Below are 15,109 nucleotides of genomic sequence, written 5' to 3'. Positions count from 1 at the left end.
AACCGCTCCCATGGCCTTCAAAAAACGCCTCATTAGCCCAACAAACAGAATTCACTCTCCCGTGCAAAGCCCTCACAAGGGGAGAAGGGGGCGCAGCGCCTCACTTATTGAAGTTGGCGATGAACTGCGTGAACTGCGGCGTCGGCGGCCTGGCGAACATCTCCTTCGGTTCGCCGGCCGAGTCCACCTCGCCCTTGTGCAGGAACATCACCTTGCTCGACACGTCACGGGCAAAACCCATCTCGTGCGTGACGACCAGCATGGTGCGTCCTTCTTCGGCGAGCGAGCGCATAACGCGCAGCACCTCGCCGACCAGTTCCGGATCGAGCGCCGATGTCGGCTCGTCGAACAGCATCACCTTGGGATTCATCGCCAGCGCGCGGGCTATTGCCGCGCGCTGCTGCTGGCCGCCCGACATGTGGGGCGGATAGTAGTTGCGGCGCTCCCATATGCCGACGCGTTTCAGCAATGCCTCGGCCTGCTCCAGGCACTCGGCGCGCGGCCGCTTCAGCACATGCGTCGGCGCGGCGACGAGGTTTTCCAGCACGGTCATGTGCGACCACAGATTGAAGCTCTGGAACACCATGGCGAGGTTGGCGCGGATCCGCTCCACCTGGCGGATGTCGGCGGGCATCTGGTGGCCGTCGCGACCCCGCTTCATCTTGATGAGCTCGCCGTCGACCCGCACTTCGCCGGAATCCGGGGTCTCCAGGAGATTGATACAACGCAGCATCGTGCTCTTGCCGGACCCGGAGGAGCCGAGAATCGAGATGACGTCGCCCTTGTGGGCCTCGAGCGAAATGCCCTTGAGCACCTCATGATCGCCGAAGCACTTGCGCAGATCCTTTACGCTGATGGCGGGCGTCTCGTCGGAGGACGGCGCGGCTTTCGCGGCAGCGGCGACATTTGCCGACATCACAACACCTCCGGTACGGGTTTGACTTGCTGGCTCCGCTCGGGCGGGGGACGCAGATGCGGCGAAAGCCGGTGCTCGACCCAGGCAAACAGCCGGGCGATCGACAGGTTGAGAAGCAGGTAGATCACGCCGGCGCAGGTCAGCACCTCAATCGGCCGGAACGTGTCATGCTGGATCTTCTGCGCCGTTCCCATCATCTCCATGATGGTGACCACGGACGCCAGCGCGGTTGCCTTGGTCATGAGGATGATTTCCGTCGAATAGGCCGGCAACGCAAGCCGCAGCGCGATCGGCAGCGTGACGAGGCGGAAGCGAGTGAAGGCCGACATGCCGAACGCCTTGGCCGCCTCGATCTGGCCGACAGGCACCGCGCGCAGCGCGCCGCGGAAAATCTCGCTCTCATAGGCCGCAGTATTCAAGGCCATGGCGACGATCGTGCAATACATCGGATCGCGCAGGATTGGCCACAGGATCGGGCTGTGGCGCACGAAGTCGAACTGGGAGAGCCCGAAATAGACCAGATAGAGCTGCACCAGCAACGGCGAGCCGCGGAAGACGAAAACATAGGCGCGGGTGAAATACTCGCCCGATTTGTAGCCGGAAGCCCGCAGCCAGGTCAGGCCGGTGGCGATGATGAGCCCGAAGGCGATGCCGAAGAACCAGATCTCGAGCGTCAGCGGCAGCGCCTTCAGCACGCTCCACATGGTTGAAAGGTAGAAGTCGAAATCCACCGCCACCTCTTATTTCGGCCGTGTGAAGCTTCGGGAGGTGTAGCGCTCGGCTTTGTCGAAGATCGGCGTCGAGATCGAGGTCATCACCAGATAGAGGATGCCGGCGAGCGTGTAGAAAAGCAGCGAATGATGCGTCGAGCGCGCCGCCTTGTTGGCCGTCAGCATCAGCTCGGCGACGCCGGTGACCGAGATCAGCGCCGAGTCCTTGATGGTCAATTGCCAGACATTGCCCAGCCCCGGCACCGCGAGACGCAGGACCTGCGGCATGATCACGAGGCGAAAACGCAGCCAGGCCGACATGCCGTAGGCACGCGCCGCTTCCAGCTCGCCGCGATGGATCGCCAGGAACGAGCCGCGAAAAACCTCGGCCTGATAGGCGCCGGAAATGATGCCGACCGCGAGAACGCCGCCAAGGAAACTCGGCATGTTCAAGATATCGGCCGAGCCGATCGATCCGGTCGAGCGCGCCACGCCGGTCAGGACCTGGGTGCCGCCATAGTAGAACAGGTAGATGATCAGGAGTTCCGGTTCGCCGCGGAAGACGGTGGTGTAGCTCTCGCCGATGAACCTCAATCCGCCGCGATGCGAAAGCTTGGCCGCCGCCACCAGCGAGCCGAGCACGGCGCCGATCAGCATCGAGACGACGGTGACGGCGAGCGTCCAGGCGATGCCCCAGAGCAGTTGCACGCCCCAGCCGGCGGCCAACAGCTCATAGGCCGTCGAAACCTGATCCTTGAGATCGTTGAGAAACTCCACTTACGGCTCCTGCGGGCGCCGAGATAGGCATCGACGTATATGCTCAATGCAAAACGGGAGCAGCCTTGGCTGCTCCCGTTGCGACATTACTTGGTAATGTCGATCTTGAACCATTGCATGGAATATTTCGACACCGAGCCGTCATCGAGCGCGGCCTTGAGCGCCTTGTTGTAGATGTCCTGCAGGTCCTTGTCGCTCTTGCGGAAGGCCGCGCCGATGCCCGGCCCGAGGATCGGGCCACCCTTGAATTGCGGGCCGACGAATTCCAGGTCTTTCGCATCGGGCTTGGCCAGCGTGCCTAGGAAATAGGTGGTGTCGGCGAAGGCGACGTCGATGCGGCCCGCCATCAGGTCGAGGTCGTGCTCGTCGGTGGTCTTGTATTCATGGACGTTGGCGACATCCTTGAGATATTTGTCGGCGAAGGTCGCCTCCGTGGTCGAGACCTGCAGGCCGACATTCTTGCCGGTGAGCTCCTTGCGCAGCGTGTCGAGCGCCGCCTTGGATTCGGCGTCGTCCTTTGAGAGATCGATCATCTTGCCGGTGTTGGACATCTGCGCCAGCGGGCCGTTCTTGTCGGCCAGGAAAGCCACCGGCGACGACGCGTAGGGAATCGAGAAGTCGATGGTCTTCATGCGCTCTTCGGTGATCGACATGCCGTCCATGACGATGTCGAACTTGCCTGCCGTTAGCCCGGGAATGACGCCATCCCAATCCTGCGCGACGATGCTGCATTCCAGCTTCGCGCGGGCACAGACGTCGTTCAGGATGTCCACCTCGAAGCCGACGATCTTGCCGCTGGCATCGGTCTGGTTCCACGGGGCATAGGAGCCCTCCATCGCGACCGTCACGGTCTTCCAATCCTTGGCCATAGCCGGGGTCGAGCAGGTCAGCGCCAGCGCGGCGAGCGCGATCCAACGTGATGATGTCACGGTAATTTCTCCCATATTTTGTTCTTGGAACCCTCAGATACCATTTGCTTAGCCCAGCCCCGATTCTGCGACAAGGGCTGTTTTCCGGTTCACGCGTTGTTGCAATTCGTCCGCGAATCGGGACCTGCCCACGGCTTCACCGCGAGCATCGATCCAATCGGAACCCGGTCCGGGTGTGGACGGAAGAGCGAGACTACTCCGCCGGCGCGCCGGCGACGCCCCGGCGAGACGCCTCCAGCATCCGGCGCCGGGCGCGGAAGACGCCCCATTGCTGGTCGACCAGCACGCCGATCAGGATCACGCCGCCCATCACCGCGAAGTTGAGCGAGGAAGGAATGCCGAGCAGGTTGACGAGGTTCTGCAACTCCTGCAGCAGCACGGTGCCGAGGACAGCACCGACCAGCGACCCTTCGCCGCCGCGCAGCGAGAAGCCGCCCAGCACCGCCGCGGCGATGGCATAAAGCTCATAGAACTGGCCGTGGCTCGCGGGCGAGATCGAGCGCGTGTACATGGCGAAATAGATCGCCGACAGCGCCGTCAGCACGCCGCAGATGACATAGGCGGCGATGATCACCCGGCCCGTGCGGATGCCGGAATATTTCGCCGCTTCCTCGTTCTTGCCGATCGCATAGAGATAGCGGCCGAAGACCGAGCGGTGCAGCACCACCCACATAACGATGGCGATGACGATCAGCGCGATGAAGCTGTTCGGCAGGCCGTAGGAGCGGCCCGCGGTCAGGAACTCGAGCGTCGGGAAGTTCTGCCCGAAGGCGAAGCCGGCCGTGCCGTCGGCGGTATAGAAGCGCGCCACGCCGCGATAGATGAGCAGGCCGCACAGCGTCACCACGAAGGGCTGCAGTTTCAGCCGCGTGATCAGCCAGCCATGCACGAAGCCGATGACGGCGCCGAGCACGAGGATCAGCACGAAGGCCAGCGGCCAGCTCACCTCGCGCACCGCGATGAAATCGATGAACAGCGTGCCGAGCAGGGCGATCACCGAGCCGACCGACAATTCGATGCCGCCGGTGATGATGACGAAGGCCTGGCCGATCGACAGGATGCCGAACAGAGCGACCAGGTTGGAAGTGTTGGCGAGATTGATCGCCGACAGGAAGCGCGGGTTGATGGCCGTCACCACCGCGCCGACCACCAGGATCAGGATCAGCAGGCCGAGATCTTTCTTGCTCATTGCGCTCCTCCCGCCGCTTGCAGCAGTTTCGGCTTCTTGCCGACCGCCAGCAAAAGCACGTTCTCCTGGCTGAAATCGTCCTTGTCGAGGATGCCGGAGATCTGCCCCTCATGCATGACCGCGATGCGGTCCGACACGCCGATCACTTCTTCCATGTCGCTGGAGATCATCAGCACGGCGACGCCGGCGTCGGCCAGCGCCCGCATCAGCCCGTAGATCTCGGCCTTGGCGCCGATGTCGATGCCGCGCGTCGGTTCGTCCAGGATCATCACCTTGGGGTTCATCGCCAGCCATTTGGCCAGGACCACCTTCTGCTGGTTGCCGCCCGACAGCGTGCCGGTGCGGGTGAGCACCGACGGCGCCTTTATGCCGAGGTTCTTCTTCTGCTTTTCGGCCGTCGCGAGCTCGGCGCCGACCGAGACCAGCGAGCGCCTGGCATGGGCCGGCAGGTTGGGCAATGAAATGTTCTGCGCGATCGACAGGTCCAGCAGTATGCCGGTGAGCTTGCGGTCCTCCGGCACAAGGAAGATGCCATTCGCCACCGCATCCGCCGCCGATGTCACATTCAGCGGCTTGCCGTCGAGCGTGACGCTGCCGGCCAACCGCTCTTCGATGCCGAACAGCACGCGCGCCAGCTCCGTGCGGCCGGAGCCGACCAGGCCCGCCAGGCCGAGGATCTCGCCGCGTTTCAACTCCAGACTGACCGGCCGGTCCGGATAGGTGCTGGTGCGGATCGCATCCGCCGACAGGGCCACGCTACCCGGCGCGCGGGCGGCCTCGCCGGCCTTCTCGCGCTCCTTCAGCATGCGGCCGATCATCAGCCTGACCATCTCGTCGTGATTGATGTGGCTCTTGGGAAGGGTGCCGGCCAGCGTGCCGTCGCGCAGCACTACGACGCGGTCCGCGACGCGCTCGATCTCATGCAGCCGGTGCGAGATGAAGATGACGCTGATGCCTTGCGCCTTCAGGCCCTTGATGACGTCGAGCAGCTTTTCGGTTTCCGCCATCGGCAGGCTGGAAGTCGGCTCGTCGAGGATGACAAGGCGCGCCTTGATCGACAGCGCCTTGGCGATCTCGACCATCTGCTGCTGCGCGAGCGACAGCGACGCCACCGGCGCGTCGGCCGAGAAATTGGCGCCGACGCGCTTTAGCAGCGGCGCCACCATCTCGCGCAGTTTCGCGCGGTCGACCAGCCTCAGCGGCCCGGCACGCAGCGGCTCGCGGCCGAAGAAGATGTTGGCGGCGACGTCGAGATTCTCGAAGAGGTTCAATTCCTGGTGCACGAAGGCGATGCCGGAGCCGATGCTCTGCTCGACGGTCAGCGCGTCATGCGCCGCGCCGTCGACGGTGATGGTGCCGCTGTCCGGCCGCGTCACGCCGCCGAGGATCTTCATCAGCGTCGATTTGCCGGCGCCGTTTTCGCCGACCAGGCCTATGACCTCGCCGGGCCGGACCTCCATCGAGAATCTGTCCAGCGCCACAACGCCCGGATAGGTCTTGCGCACGGCCTCGAGGCTCAGGAACGGAGCGGTGGTCGGTTGAGTGGAATCGGTAGAGGTCATCACGCCATAGTTTACCGCACGGGGCAACAGCCGGTGGCCACAGACTGACGGGCCTTGGCGGGTCCGTCAATACGAACGCCGGCTCAAGGCGAAACCTTGAGCCGGCGCAACTGTGCTGAGCTTACTTGCCCTGCATCGCCTTGAGATTGGCGGCGTAGGCGTCCACATCATCCTTGCCGATGATCTTGGTCGGGATGATGATCAGGTTGTTGGCCGGGATGCCCGACTTGTCGCCCTTGAGGTAGGAGGCCATCAGCTTCATGCCCTGATAGGCCCATTCGAACGGCTGCTGCACCACGGTCGCGGCGACGGTGCCTTCCTTGACGCCGCCCAGCGTGATCGGATCGTCATCGAAGCCGACGACGGTGATCTGGCCGAGCTTGCCGGCGTCGCGCAGCGCTTCATAGATGCGCGGCGTGTTGTAGGAATAGAAGCCGACCATGCAGGTGATATCGGGGCTGGCGACCAGCGCGTCCTCGACGTTCTTCTTGGCACGCGCCTGGTCGATATCGTCGCCGCGCACGTCGACCAGCTCGATCTTGCTGCCGGCGAGCCCGTCCTTCATGCCCTGGATGCGCTCCTTGGCGTTGTCGGCGCCGAGCAGGCCGACGAAGCCCAGGCACTTGCCGCCGTTGGGCATCGCCTTCTTGGCGATCTCGGCCGCCTGCTTGCCGGCATCGACATTGGACGAGCCGATATAGGCGACGCGCTTGGTCTGCGGGGCATCCGAGTCGGTAGTGAACAGCGCGGTTTCCGACGCGATCTTGTTCAGTCCGTCGGTCGAGGTCTTGGGATCGACGGCCGAGACCATGATGCCCTTGACGCCTGCCGTCACCAGATCGTCCATCAGCCGCTGCTGGATGGCGACCGAAGACTGTTCCGGATATTTGAGCTCGAGATTGTAGTCGGGCAGTTCGCCCTGCGCCTTCTTCACGCCGGCTTCCGCCGCCTTCCAGAAGTCTGACGCACCGTTGACGACGAAGGCCAGCGTCGGCTTGTCGTCGGCGCGCACGCTGGCGCTTGCCGACAGGCCTAATGCCAAGGCCGCCGCGGCGACGGATGCGTTGCGTATCATGGATTTCATAGTTCAACCTCCCTTGTAGAACTCTTCGCTGATGTCTCGGCTGCGGCGCGGATAACCCTCCTCCTCAAGGGTATGGCGCAAAGGTCCGCCGACTTAAGAACGGTTCCGATCCGGCCGCGGTCGAGACACTAGACACTCATGTGGCATTCGTAAATAGTCCGATTTGTCTGACATTTTCGTGAGGATGGACACGAGCCCCAACCGGCGGTCCGCCGGCTTTCGAGCGAGCATCCTTCGCACTTTGCCGGCACCGAGCGGAAGCCCGGACGGTTACGACGAGTTGACAGTAGAACGCTTACAGCTATTAGTAAAGAGTATTAGTTTTGGGCTGAGGCGCGTGCTTTCGAAGCGGAGGAGACGCTGGTCGAAAGATGCGCCGGGAGTGAGGAGAGCACGTGCGCAAAAGCTTTCTACAGCACGGAAACCCGTAGGAATTGTCAGCGCTGCTGACCTTATCGGACTGATTTCGTCGCGACGCGGCGCGGCCGGCGATTTGCATGTCGCGCTTGATAATACTTATTATCAATAGTGCGTTTCAGATGAGCGTGCCGACCATCTTGCCATTGCAATCGGCCTTTGCTTTGGAGCCGGCCGGGTTTGGGAACCGACCATGAGTGAACCGACGGAACTGCGTGATCCTCCCGGGGCTTCCAGGCGCCGCAAGCCGGCCGCCAAGCCCAAAGGACGTGTCACCATGACCGACATCGCGCGCGCGGCCGGCTGCTCGCAGGCGACGGTCTCGTTCGTGCTCAACAATTCGCCGGGCATCAGGCTGTCGCAACAGACACGCGACCGGGTGATCGAGGCGGCCAGAGCGCTGGGCTATTCGCCGCCGGTCTTTTCCGCGCTGCGGCCGCCGGTGACGCCCTTCGAAGGCCTGGATGGCGTCATCGGCTTCGCGGTCGACCAGCTCGCCACCAGCCCCGAGGCGGTGGTCGCCATCGAGGGCGCGCGGCAGGCCTCGTGGAACGCCGGCAACGTGCTTCTGGTGGCGCAGACCATGGGCGACGCGGTGATGGAGCCGCGCGCCATCCAGGCGCTGACGGGGCGCGGCATCACGGCGTTGATCTATATGACCATCTTCACCCGCGAGATCGCCGCGCCGGATTTCCTCTACAGTCTCGAGATGCCGGTCATCCTGCTCAACTGCTACACCGCCGATTATGCCTTCCCGGCCGTGGTTCCCTCCGAGATCGCCGGCGGCCAGAGCGCGACGAGACACCTGATCGGCCATGGCCATCGCCGCATCGCCACCATCACCGGCGAGCCGTGGATGCAGGCCGCTCAGGATCGGCTCAAGGGCTATCGCCGCGCTCTAGCCACCGCCGACATCCCGTTCGACCCGGAACTGGTGGTGGAGGGCGACTGGTCGGCCAGCGCCGGCTATGCCGCGACGGTCAAGCTGCTCGGGCTCAAGGAGCGACCGACCGCCATCTTCTGCCAGAACGACCGCACCGCGATCGGCTGCTACGAGGCGCTGAAGGAAGCGGGCCTGCATATCCCGCAGGACATCTCCGTGGTCGGCTATGACGATGAGGAGATCGCCCGCCATCTGTTCCCGCCGCTGACGACCTCCATCCTGCCGCATCTGGCGATGGGCCAATGGGCGATCGAGCAGCTGGAGACGCCACCGACGCCCGGCCGCGGCCGCTATCCGATCACTAAGCTGGAGTGCCCGCTGGTGGAACGGGAGAGCGTGGCAGGCGTGAAGGGATAGGATGTCCCAGATCGCCACTTCAAGGCTTGGAACGTATTGACATTGTACTTACAATCGCTAGATATCTGACCCTGACAGAGGAGGATTTCGATGGCGCAGCCCAGTCATGCTGGCGGCAATCACAACGCAGTTCGCAAGAATGATGTGATTCAGATCCGCGCTTCGGCCGAGACGAAGGCCATTCTCAACCGCGCCGCGAGCTTGCGCGGGCAAAAACTGTCGGAGTTCATGCTGGACAGTGCGCGCAGGCAGGCTGAGGAGACCATTCTGGACCAGCGTGCCTTCTTTCTCGATGCCGACGCGCATGAGAAATTTCTTGACCTGCTTGATGCTCCGAACCAACCGTCGCAAGAGCTTCGCGCCCGCATGACGCGCAAGCCAGCCTGGGAGCGCTGATGCCCGCTGGGCAATCGCAAGGCCCGCGAGTCCGTGCTCCGGAACGGCTGACCATCATTCATGATGTCGCAGAATTTCGCAACGGCAGGCATCCCACCCTTGATGACTGGCTGCGAAACCGTGCCCTCGCCGGCGAGGGATTGTCTGCCCGAACCTATGTCGTCTGCGACGCGGGCACGAAAAATCGTGTCGTCGGTTACTACGCGATCTCCACGGCGATGGAAGAACGGGTCGCGCTGCCAAGCGCCAAGCTACGCCGGGGCATGCCTGAACAGGTTCCTTTGCTGCTGATAGGCCGTCTGGCGATCGATCAGGCGTTCCAGGGAATGGGCCTCGGGGGCGACCTGCTTTCCGATGCGCTCCGGCGTTGCCTCGCGGTTTCGGACATTGCCGGGGTTCGTGCCGTGGTGGCGCACGCCATCGACGACGACGCCGTTGGTTTCTACCAGCGTCACGGCTTCACTATGTCTCCGCTGGGCGAGCGCGTCATGCTGATGCCGATCGAGACGATACAGGCGCTGTTCTCGAAAACTTGAGGCGAGTTGTGCAGGCCATTGCATGACGAGGAGATCGCCCGCCATCATTTCCCGCCGCTGACGACCTTGCCGCATCTGGCGATGGGCCAATGGGCGATCGAGCAGCTGGAGACGCCGCCGACGCCCGGCCGCGGCCGCTATCCGATCACCAAGCTGGAGTGCCCGCTGGTGGAGCGGGAGAGCGTGGGGAGCGTACCCGAACAATTCCGATGACCCGGCCCCGAGACCGGCTTATGATGAGTGAGCGTGTGTTCCTTCCCAACAGGAAAAACGCTCATGTGGCCGAACCGGCGTTTATGCGATCTCTTGAAGATCGAGCATCCGATCATCCAGGCGCCGATGGCGGGCTCGGCGACGCCGGAGCTCGCCGCCGCGGTGAGCAATGCCGGTGGGCTGGGGTCGCTCGGATGCGCATCGATGCTGCCGGATGGCCTGCGCAACGTTGCGCGCCAGATGCGCGCCTTGACCGTGCGTCCCTTCAACCTCAACTTCTTTGTTTTTCCCAGACCCGACACCGGCGACGCCGTGCTGACCCAGGTCATTGACAGGTTGCGGCCCTACTATGAGGAGCTGTCGCTTGGCGAACCCTCGCGGCGGCTTCCGCCGATCGGACCGGGCTTCGATGAAGAAAAGCTTGAACTGCTGCTCGAGATCCGGCCGCCGGTCGTGAGCTTTCATTTCGGCATTCCGGATGCGGCTGCCGTCGGCAGGCTGAAGCAGGCCGGGATCGCAATCATCGGCACCGCGACGAATGTCGCCGAGGCGCGCAAGCTCGCCGACGGTGGAGCCGACGCGGTCATAGCCCAGGGCTGGGAGGCGGGAGGTCACCGCGGTTCGCACGCTCCCAATGGTCCTGGCGACGGCGTTGGAACGATGGCGCTGGTTCCCCAGGTCGTCGATGCCGTCGAGCTCCCGGTCATTGCCGCGGGAGGCATCGCCGACGGCCGCGGCATAGCGGCCGCTTTCGCGCTTGGCGCCAGCGGCGTGCAGATCGGCACCGGCTTCCTGTCCTGCGACGAAGCCGGCACGGACGCACCGCGCCGCGCCCTGATCCGCACGGCGACCGACATGGACACGATGATCACCGATGCCTTCACCGGCCGCGCGGCGCGCGCGAGACGCACCCGCTACGCCCTGGAAATGGAGGAGAGCAGGGTGCCCCTTCCGGACTTCCCGCAAATGGTCGCGCTCAGCGCTCCGCTCGGCGGCGACAAGGATTTCGCCTTCCATCTCTATGGGCAGGCGGCGGCCCTGAACAGGGAGCTTCCGGCCGGGCAACTGGTGCGAACGCTCGTGGCCGAAACGGGCGAAGTGTTCGACGCCCTCTCGACCGGCAAAACGACGCCTGCGTGAGCGAAGTCTTCGTCGTCGACGTCCGCGATGAGCTTTTAACCCCGAGCGTCGACGCCGGATTGCGAAAAGATCAGCCGGCAAGTAGCGATGCCATACGGTCGCGATCGATGATGTTGGGATTCGGCGGCAAAGGGCGACCGTCCAGTTCGGCCAGTTTCGCCGCGATATGCGGTCTGGCGACGACATCCTGCGGCAGCGAAACGCACATGGCGATCTCGATCACGCCGCGAAACACGTCGGCATCCTCGCTAGCGGCGGCGAAAAGCCGGGCCATGACCGGATTCGGCGGCGGAACAGGAAGGCCGTCGGCCAAGGCGTTCATCTCCGCGATCCGGGCACGGTCGGCGGCGATCTGGTTGCGATAGAACGGGCCGACCTGGCGCTCGGTCTCGACATCGTATTCCCGCGAGAATTCGGCAGGGTCGCCGATGTGCCGGCGAGCGATATTCCTGAGCACCTGCGCGTGCAGAAGGCCGACGCTCAACCCCCGCCCGGCGGACGGATTGGTGCAGGCCCAGGCATCGGCCACAGCCGCAAACCCGGTGACGACAGGCTGGCCGTCGACGACAAACCGCCGGTAGCGGTCGAGAACGCCCGCCATCAGCAGGACGTGCGTGATCGGCTCGCCGTCCAGCCAATGGGCCTGCATCGGACATGCCGTAACGACACGGTGGAACGTGGCGGTGTCGCGCAAAGCGCGCATGGCCTTGTTTCTCGCGGAGGTGAACAGAGTGACCGACCAGGTGTCGTTGTCGCCATCCAGGGTGAGAATCGAGAACAGCCCCATCGGAGTGAGCAGGCGGCCCTTTCGGCGCGGCCGCTGCTTGCCCGTGAAATAGCGAGTGAAATAGACGAAATTGCTGTCCTCGGCTTCCTCGCTCGGACTGCGGCCTCCGGCGGCAACGATCCATTCGCAGGCAGGGCTTCGCCGCCCCATCGCATCGATCACCAGGTCGGCGCGAATCTCTTCGCCGGACGTCGTGCGAACGCCCGCAATATGCGGCACGCCGGGAATGGCTGAGGCTCCCGTGATCAGCTCGCGAACCTTGATCCCCCGCCGGACCGTCACATTGGGCGCAGCTTGCGCCATCTCGGCTACGGCCCACTCGATCACCGGCCGCCGGCCGGTAACGAAGCGCATGGCTTCGTCGCCCGGGCGGGGCGCCCTGTCCGTTATCGTCGGGGGCAACGATCGGGGGTCGAAGAAATCCATCCAGACGCAGCCGGCGCGCAGCAAAATATCCGTCAGCCCCGGCAACTCCTGATCGGCGACCATCCGGAAACGCGAGCTGAGGTTGTGGGGCTGCCTGAACTGCGCAACGCCGGGGCGCTCCCAGTCCCATCCTTGACTGGAACTCGAAGGCCGGTCCGCCGGATCAGCCTCGAGGACCGTCACGTCGTGACCATCGCGGCCAAGCATGGCCGCCGTGCACAACCCGATTACGCCTCCACCGCAAATCAGGATTTTGCTCACCCCGTCCCCCAATATCCGCGAGGGTTAGGCGCCATATTAGCTTCTGCGCACAGTCCCGGCAACGTGCCGGGCCGCCAGGCCCACCGCTTGTGTGCGGTCACGGAACGATCCGCTGCTTTGGCTGCTTGGCATGGCTTCCGTGGAAGTCTAGGTTGACTTCAACGAAGGGAGGGCGAGATGACATCAAGTTTCACCGTTCACGCGGCGTCGGGCTATGAGCAACTGATGGGGCGCTGGAGCCGCAGGCTCGCGCCCAAGTTCATCGATTTCGCCGGTCTGGCCGGCGGCGAAAAAGTCCTCGACGTGGGTTGCGGCACCGGCAGCCTGACCTTCGAGCTGGCGAAGTCAGGCGATCTCACCGATATCCAGGCCATCGACTTCTCGCCGGTCTTCGTCGCGGCGGCGAAGGACAGGAACACCGATCCGCGCGTCACCATCCAGCAGGCGGATGCCACCGCCTTGCCGTTCGCCGATGATGCGTTCGACCGCGCGCTGGCGCTGCTGGTGCTGCACTTCGTGCCGGAAGCCGGCAAGGCGGTGGCCGAGATGCGCCGCGTGACGCGGCCGGGCGGTGTGGTCGCGGCCGTGGTCTGGGACCATTACGGCGGCATGACCGGCATGCGCATGATGATCGACACAGTTGCGGCGCTCAGCGAAAGCGGGCGTCAGCTGCGCAACCGCTATTGCTTCCAGCCAATGATGCAGCCGGGCGAGATGAAGCGGACCTTTGTCGAGCAGGGTCTCGTCGATGTCACCGAGGCCGAGCCGATGATCCGCATGGACTACGCGAATTTCGACGACTTCTGGGTGCCGATCGGCGCCGGCGAAGGCCCGCTCGGCAAATACATGACCACATTGGATGCAGCCGAGCGGGAGCGTGTCGAGGCCGCCGTCCGCGATGCCTATCAAGCCGGCCGGCCGGATGGCCCGCGATCCTTCGCCAATGTCGCCTGGGCCTGCCGCGGCATCGTTCCCTGAGACATAAGGCGGCAACGCGTCAGTTGCCGGCGGCCGCCGGGGCATTGATCTCCCAGCCGTCGACCCACACCTGCCGCAGCCGGTCGCCTTCGCCCTTGAACCATTGGCCGGCCGCCCGGCAATCCTCGATGCGGTCGCTGCGGAAATTGCGGATGGCCTGCCGCAACTCGCACCAGGCGACGATGTTGGCGGTTTCGGCATAGTAGATCAGGGCGACCGGGCGAATGATGCGGCCGGTCGGCCGTCCCGCCTCGTCGCGATAGGAGAGGCTTAGCTTCTCCTCGTCGCGGATGGCGCGGCGGACCAGAGCGAGGTCGACGGCTGAAGCGGAGGGTGCTGCAAAGCCCCAGGCATGGAGGGCGTTGGCGTCGAGCGTCTGCCGCAAAGGCTGCGGCACGGCGCCGGCGATCTTGGCGCCGACGCGTTTGGCGGCCTGCTTGAGCTCCTCGTCGCCGGTGCGCTCGAGCAGCGCCAAGGACAGCACGATCGCTTCCATCTCCTCGATGGAAAACATCAGCGGCGGCAGGTCGAAGCCAGGGCGCAGATGTAGCCGATGCCGCGCCCGCCCTCGATGGGCACGCGCATCGCCTGCAGGGCCGCGATGTCGCGATAGACCGAGCGTACGGTGACTTCCAAATGCCCGGCGATCGTCGCCGCCGTCACCGGCTTCTTGGCCAGACGCAGGATCTGGATGATCTCGAACAGCCGCGAGGCCTTGCGCATTTCCTTGGCCCGATCAGAACGCAACTGACACACCCCCGTCAGTTGGAGTGACCTATAGAGTCGCCTACCCGCTTGAAAAGCAACAGATTCCTTTTCGCGCAAGCAGATAATGCGACAGGCAACTGACATGAGCTATGGCGAAAATCTCTGGCTGTTCTTCGTGCTTCTGTTCGGCATCATCGCCGTTCCGGGCATGGACATGCTGTTCGTGCTGGCCAATGCGCTGACCGGCGGCAGCAACAGGGGCTTGGCCGCCACCGCCGGCATTATGCTCGGAGGCGCCGTGCACACGCTGAACGGCGCGATCGGCGTCGGGCTGCTCATGCATTTCGTGCCGATCCTGTTCACGCCCCTGATGATCGCCGGCGCCGCCTACATGGCCTATATCGGCATTTCGCTGATGCGCAGCTCGATCACCGTCGGCGACAACGGACCAACGGGGAGCCGCTCGGCCTGGAAGGCGTTTCGCCGGGGCCTGGTCACCTGCCTGATCAATCCGAAGGCCTATCTCTTCATCCTCGCCGTCTATCCGCAATTCCTGAAGCCGGCCTACGGTCCGATCTGGATGCAGGCGACGATCATGGGATTGCTAACGGTCGCCACGCAAGCCGCGATCTATGGCGGGCTCGCCGTCACGGCGGGGCGCAGCAGGCAGATGCTTGTGGCCAATCCCCGCGCGACCGTTCTCGCCGGGCGCATGGCAGGGCTGCTGCTGTTTGCCGTTTCGATATTCACGGCCTGGGAAGGGTTGAGGGCGGCGTGATC

The 15,109-nt window shown here is 64.1% G+C and carries 14 protein-coding genes and 2 pseudogenes; 7 read left to right on the top strand and 9 right to left on the bottom strand.

Going from position 1 to position 15,109, the window contains the following annotated elements; all coding sequences use genetic code 11:
• Nucleotides 1–100: 100 nt before the first annotated feature.
• The 7 genes from LB526_RS22560 to LB526_RS22530 form a co-directional block, all read right to left on the bottom strand.
• A complete protein-coding gene (locus tag LB526_RS22560) occupies nucleotides 101–916 on the bottom strand; it encodes an ABC transporter ATP-binding protein (RefSeq protein ID WP_224525919.1) in 816 nt (271 codons plus the stop codon).
• Nucleotides 916–1,647, bottom strand: coding sequence for an ABC transporter permease (locus tag LB526_RS22555; RefSeq protein ID WP_224525921.1), 732 nt, complete (start codon nucleotides 1,645–1,647; stop codon nucleotides 916–918). The genes LB526_RS22560 and LB526_RS22555 overlap by 1 nt, the downstream gene beginning before the upstream one ends.
• 9 nt (nucleotides 1,648–1,656) lie before the next feature.
• The gene (locus LB526_RS22550) at nucleotides 1,657–2,403 is read right to left on the bottom strand and encodes an ABC transporter permease (protein ID WP_224525923.1); all 747 of its coding nucleotides are present in this window, start codon (nucleotides 2,401–2,403) and stop codon (nucleotides 1,657–1,659) included.
• Nucleotides 2,404–2,489: 86 nt separating this feature from the next.
• Nucleotides 2,490–3,332 carry a transporter substrate-binding domain-containing protein gene (locus tag LB526_RS22545; RefSeq protein WP_224629887.1) on the bottom strand — a complete coding sequence of 281 codons (843 nt, stop codon included), beginning with the start codon at nucleotides 3,330–3,332 and terminating at the stop codon, nucleotides 2,490–2,492.
• 193 nt (nucleotides 3,333–3,525) lie between these two features.
• Nucleotides 3,526–4,521 carry an ABC transporter permease gene (locus tag LB526_RS22540; RefSeq protein WP_224525925.1) on the bottom strand — a complete coding sequence of 332 codons (996 nt, stop codon included), beginning with the start codon at nucleotides 4,519–4,521 and terminating at the stop codon, nucleotides 3,526–3,528.
• Nucleotides 4,518–6,083 (bottom strand): sugar ABC transporter ATP-binding protein, encoded by a 1,566-nt coding sequence (locus LB526_RS22535; protein WP_224608259.1) that lies wholly within the window; start codon nucleotides 6,081–6,083, stop codon nucleotides 4,518–4,520. Before LB526_RS22535 ends, LB526_RS22540 begins: the two co-directional genes overlap by 4 nt.
• A gap of 121 nt (nucleotides 6,084–6,204) precedes the next feature.
• Nucleotides 6,205–7,167, bottom strand: coding sequence for a sugar-binding protein (locus LB526_RS22530; RefSeq protein ID WP_140843592.1), 963 nt, complete (start codon nucleotides 7,165–7,167; stop codon nucleotides 6,205–6,207).
• 610 nt (nucleotides 7,168–7,777) lie between these two features.
• Here LB526_RS22530 and LB526_RS22525 point away from each other — a divergent pair.
• From LB526_RS22525 to LB526_RS22505, 5 genes and pseudogenes are all read left to right on the top strand, one after another.
• Nucleotides 7,778–8,884 carry a LacI family DNA-binding transcriptional regulator gene (locus LB526_RS22525; RefSeq protein WP_176477055.1) on the top strand — a complete coding sequence of 369 codons (1,107 nt, stop codon included), beginning with the start codon at nucleotides 7,778–7,780 and terminating at the stop codon, nucleotides 8,882–8,884.
• 90 nt (nucleotides 8,885–8,974) lie between these two features.
• A complete protein-coding gene (locus LB526_RS22520; protein WP_224629886.1) occupies nucleotides 8,975–9,280 on the top strand; it encodes a DUF1778 domain-containing protein in 306 nt (101 codons plus the stop codon).
• A complete protein-coding gene (locus tag LB526_RS22515; RefSeq protein ID WP_224629885.1) occupies nucleotides 9,280–9,816 on the top strand; it encodes a GNAT family N-acetyltransferase in 537 nt (178 codons plus the stop codon). The genes LB526_RS22520 and LB526_RS22515 overlap by 1 nt, the downstream gene beginning before the upstream one ends.
• A gap of 24 nt (nucleotides 9,817–9,840) precedes the next feature.
• Nucleotides 9,841–10,029: pseudogene (locus LB526_RS22510) on the top strand (LacI family transcriptional regulator); the annotation flags it as partial.
• A gap of 63 nt (nucleotides 10,030–10,092) precedes the next feature.
• Nucleotides 10,093–11,169 (top strand): NAD(P)H-dependent flavin oxidoreductase, encoded by a 1,077-nt coding sequence (locus tag LB526_RS22505; protein ID WP_224629884.1) that lies wholly within the window; start codon nucleotides 10,093–10,095, stop codon nucleotides 11,167–11,169.
• A gap of 70 nt (nucleotides 11,170–11,239) precedes the next feature.
• Here the strand turns inward: LB526_RS22505 and LB526_RS22500 are convergent, their stop codons facing one another.
• Nucleotides 11,240–12,643 (bottom strand): FAD-dependent oxidoreductase, encoded by a 1,404-nt coding sequence (locus LB526_RS22500; RefSeq protein WP_224546387.1) that lies wholly within the window; start codon nucleotides 12,641–12,643, stop codon nucleotides 11,240–11,242.
• 177 nt (nucleotides 12,644–12,820) lie between these two features.
• On the opposite strand from LB526_RS22500, the gene LB526_RS22495 reads away from it, so the two are divergent.
• Entirely contained in the window at nucleotides 12,821–13,621 is an 801-nt protein-coding gene (locus tag LB526_RS22495) for a class I SAM-dependent methyltransferase (RefSeq protein WP_224629883.1), read from the top strand.
• A 19-nt stretch (nucleotides 13,622–13,640) separates the two neighbouring features.
• Here the strand turns inward: LB526_RS22495 and LB526_RS22490 are convergent.
• Nucleotides 13,641–14,344 (bottom strand): annotated as a pseudogene (locus tag LB526_RS22490) (helix-turn-helix transcriptional regulator).
• A 127-nt stretch (nucleotides 14,345–14,471) separates the two neighbouring features.
• Between LB526_RS22490 and LB526_RS22485 the strand changes: the two are divergent.
• On the top strand, nucleotides 14,472–15,107 hold the full coding sequence (locus LB526_RS22485; protein WP_224525940.1) for a LysE family translocator: 636 nt from the start codon (nucleotides 14,472–14,474) through the stop codon (nucleotides 15,105–15,107).
• Nucleotides 15,108–15,109 lie beyond the last annotated feature (2 nt).

This window comes from Mesorhizobium sp. CA6, from assembly GCF_020165035.1.
Taxonomy (GTDB): Bacteria; Pseudomonadota; Alphaproteobacteria; order Rhizobiales; family Rhizobiaceae; genus Mesorhizobium.
Note: the sequence above shows the minus strand (reverse complement) of the source record. Positions and strands in the feature narration are given on the sequence as shown.

What these genes read in the sequence shown, in the direction of transcription:
- LB526_RS22560 (WP_224525919.1), bottom strand. Translation starts at nt 916, where the DNA reads ATGTCGGCAAATGTCGCCGCTGCCGCGAAAGCCGCGCCGTCCTCCGAC.
- LB526_RS22540 (WP_224525925.1), bottom strand. Translation starts at nt 4,521, where the DNA reads ATGAGCAAGAAAGATCTCGGCCTGCTGATCCTGATCCTGGTGGTCGGC.
- LB526_RS22535 (WP_224608259.1), bottom strand. Translation starts at nt 6,083, where the DNA reads ATGACCTCTACCGATTCCACTCAACCGACCACCGCTCCGTTCCTGAGC.
- LB526_RS22530 (WP_140843592.1), bottom strand. Translation starts at nt 7,167, where the DNA reads ATGAAATCCATGATACGCAACGCATCCGTCGCCGCGGCGGCCTTGGCA.
- LB526_RS22525 (WP_176477055.1), top strand. Translation starts at nt 7,778, where the DNA reads ATGAGTGAACCGACGGAACTGCGTGATCCTCCCGGGGCTTCCAGGCGC.
- LB526_RS22520 (WP_224629886.1), top strand. Translation starts at nt 8,975, where the DNA reads ATGGCGCAGCCCAGTCATGCTGGCGGCAATCACAACGCAGTTCGCAAG.
- LB526_RS22515 (WP_224629885.1), top strand. Translation starts at nt 9,280, where the DNA reads ATGCCCGCTGGGCAATCGCAAGGCCCGCGAGTCCGTGCTCCGGAACGG.
- LB526_RS22505 (WP_224629884.1), top strand. Translation starts at nt 10,093, where the DNA reads ATGTGGCCGAACCGGCGTTTATGCGATCTCTTGAAGATCGAGCATCCG.
- LB526_RS22495 (WP_224629883.1), top strand. Translation starts at nt 12,821, where the DNA reads ATGACATCAAGTTTCACCGTTCACGCGGCGTCGGGCTATGAGCAACTG.
- LB526_RS22485 (WP_224525940.1), top strand. Translation starts at nt 14,472, where the DNA reads ATGAGCTATGGCGAAAATCTCTGGCTGTTCTTCGTGCTTCTGTTCGGC.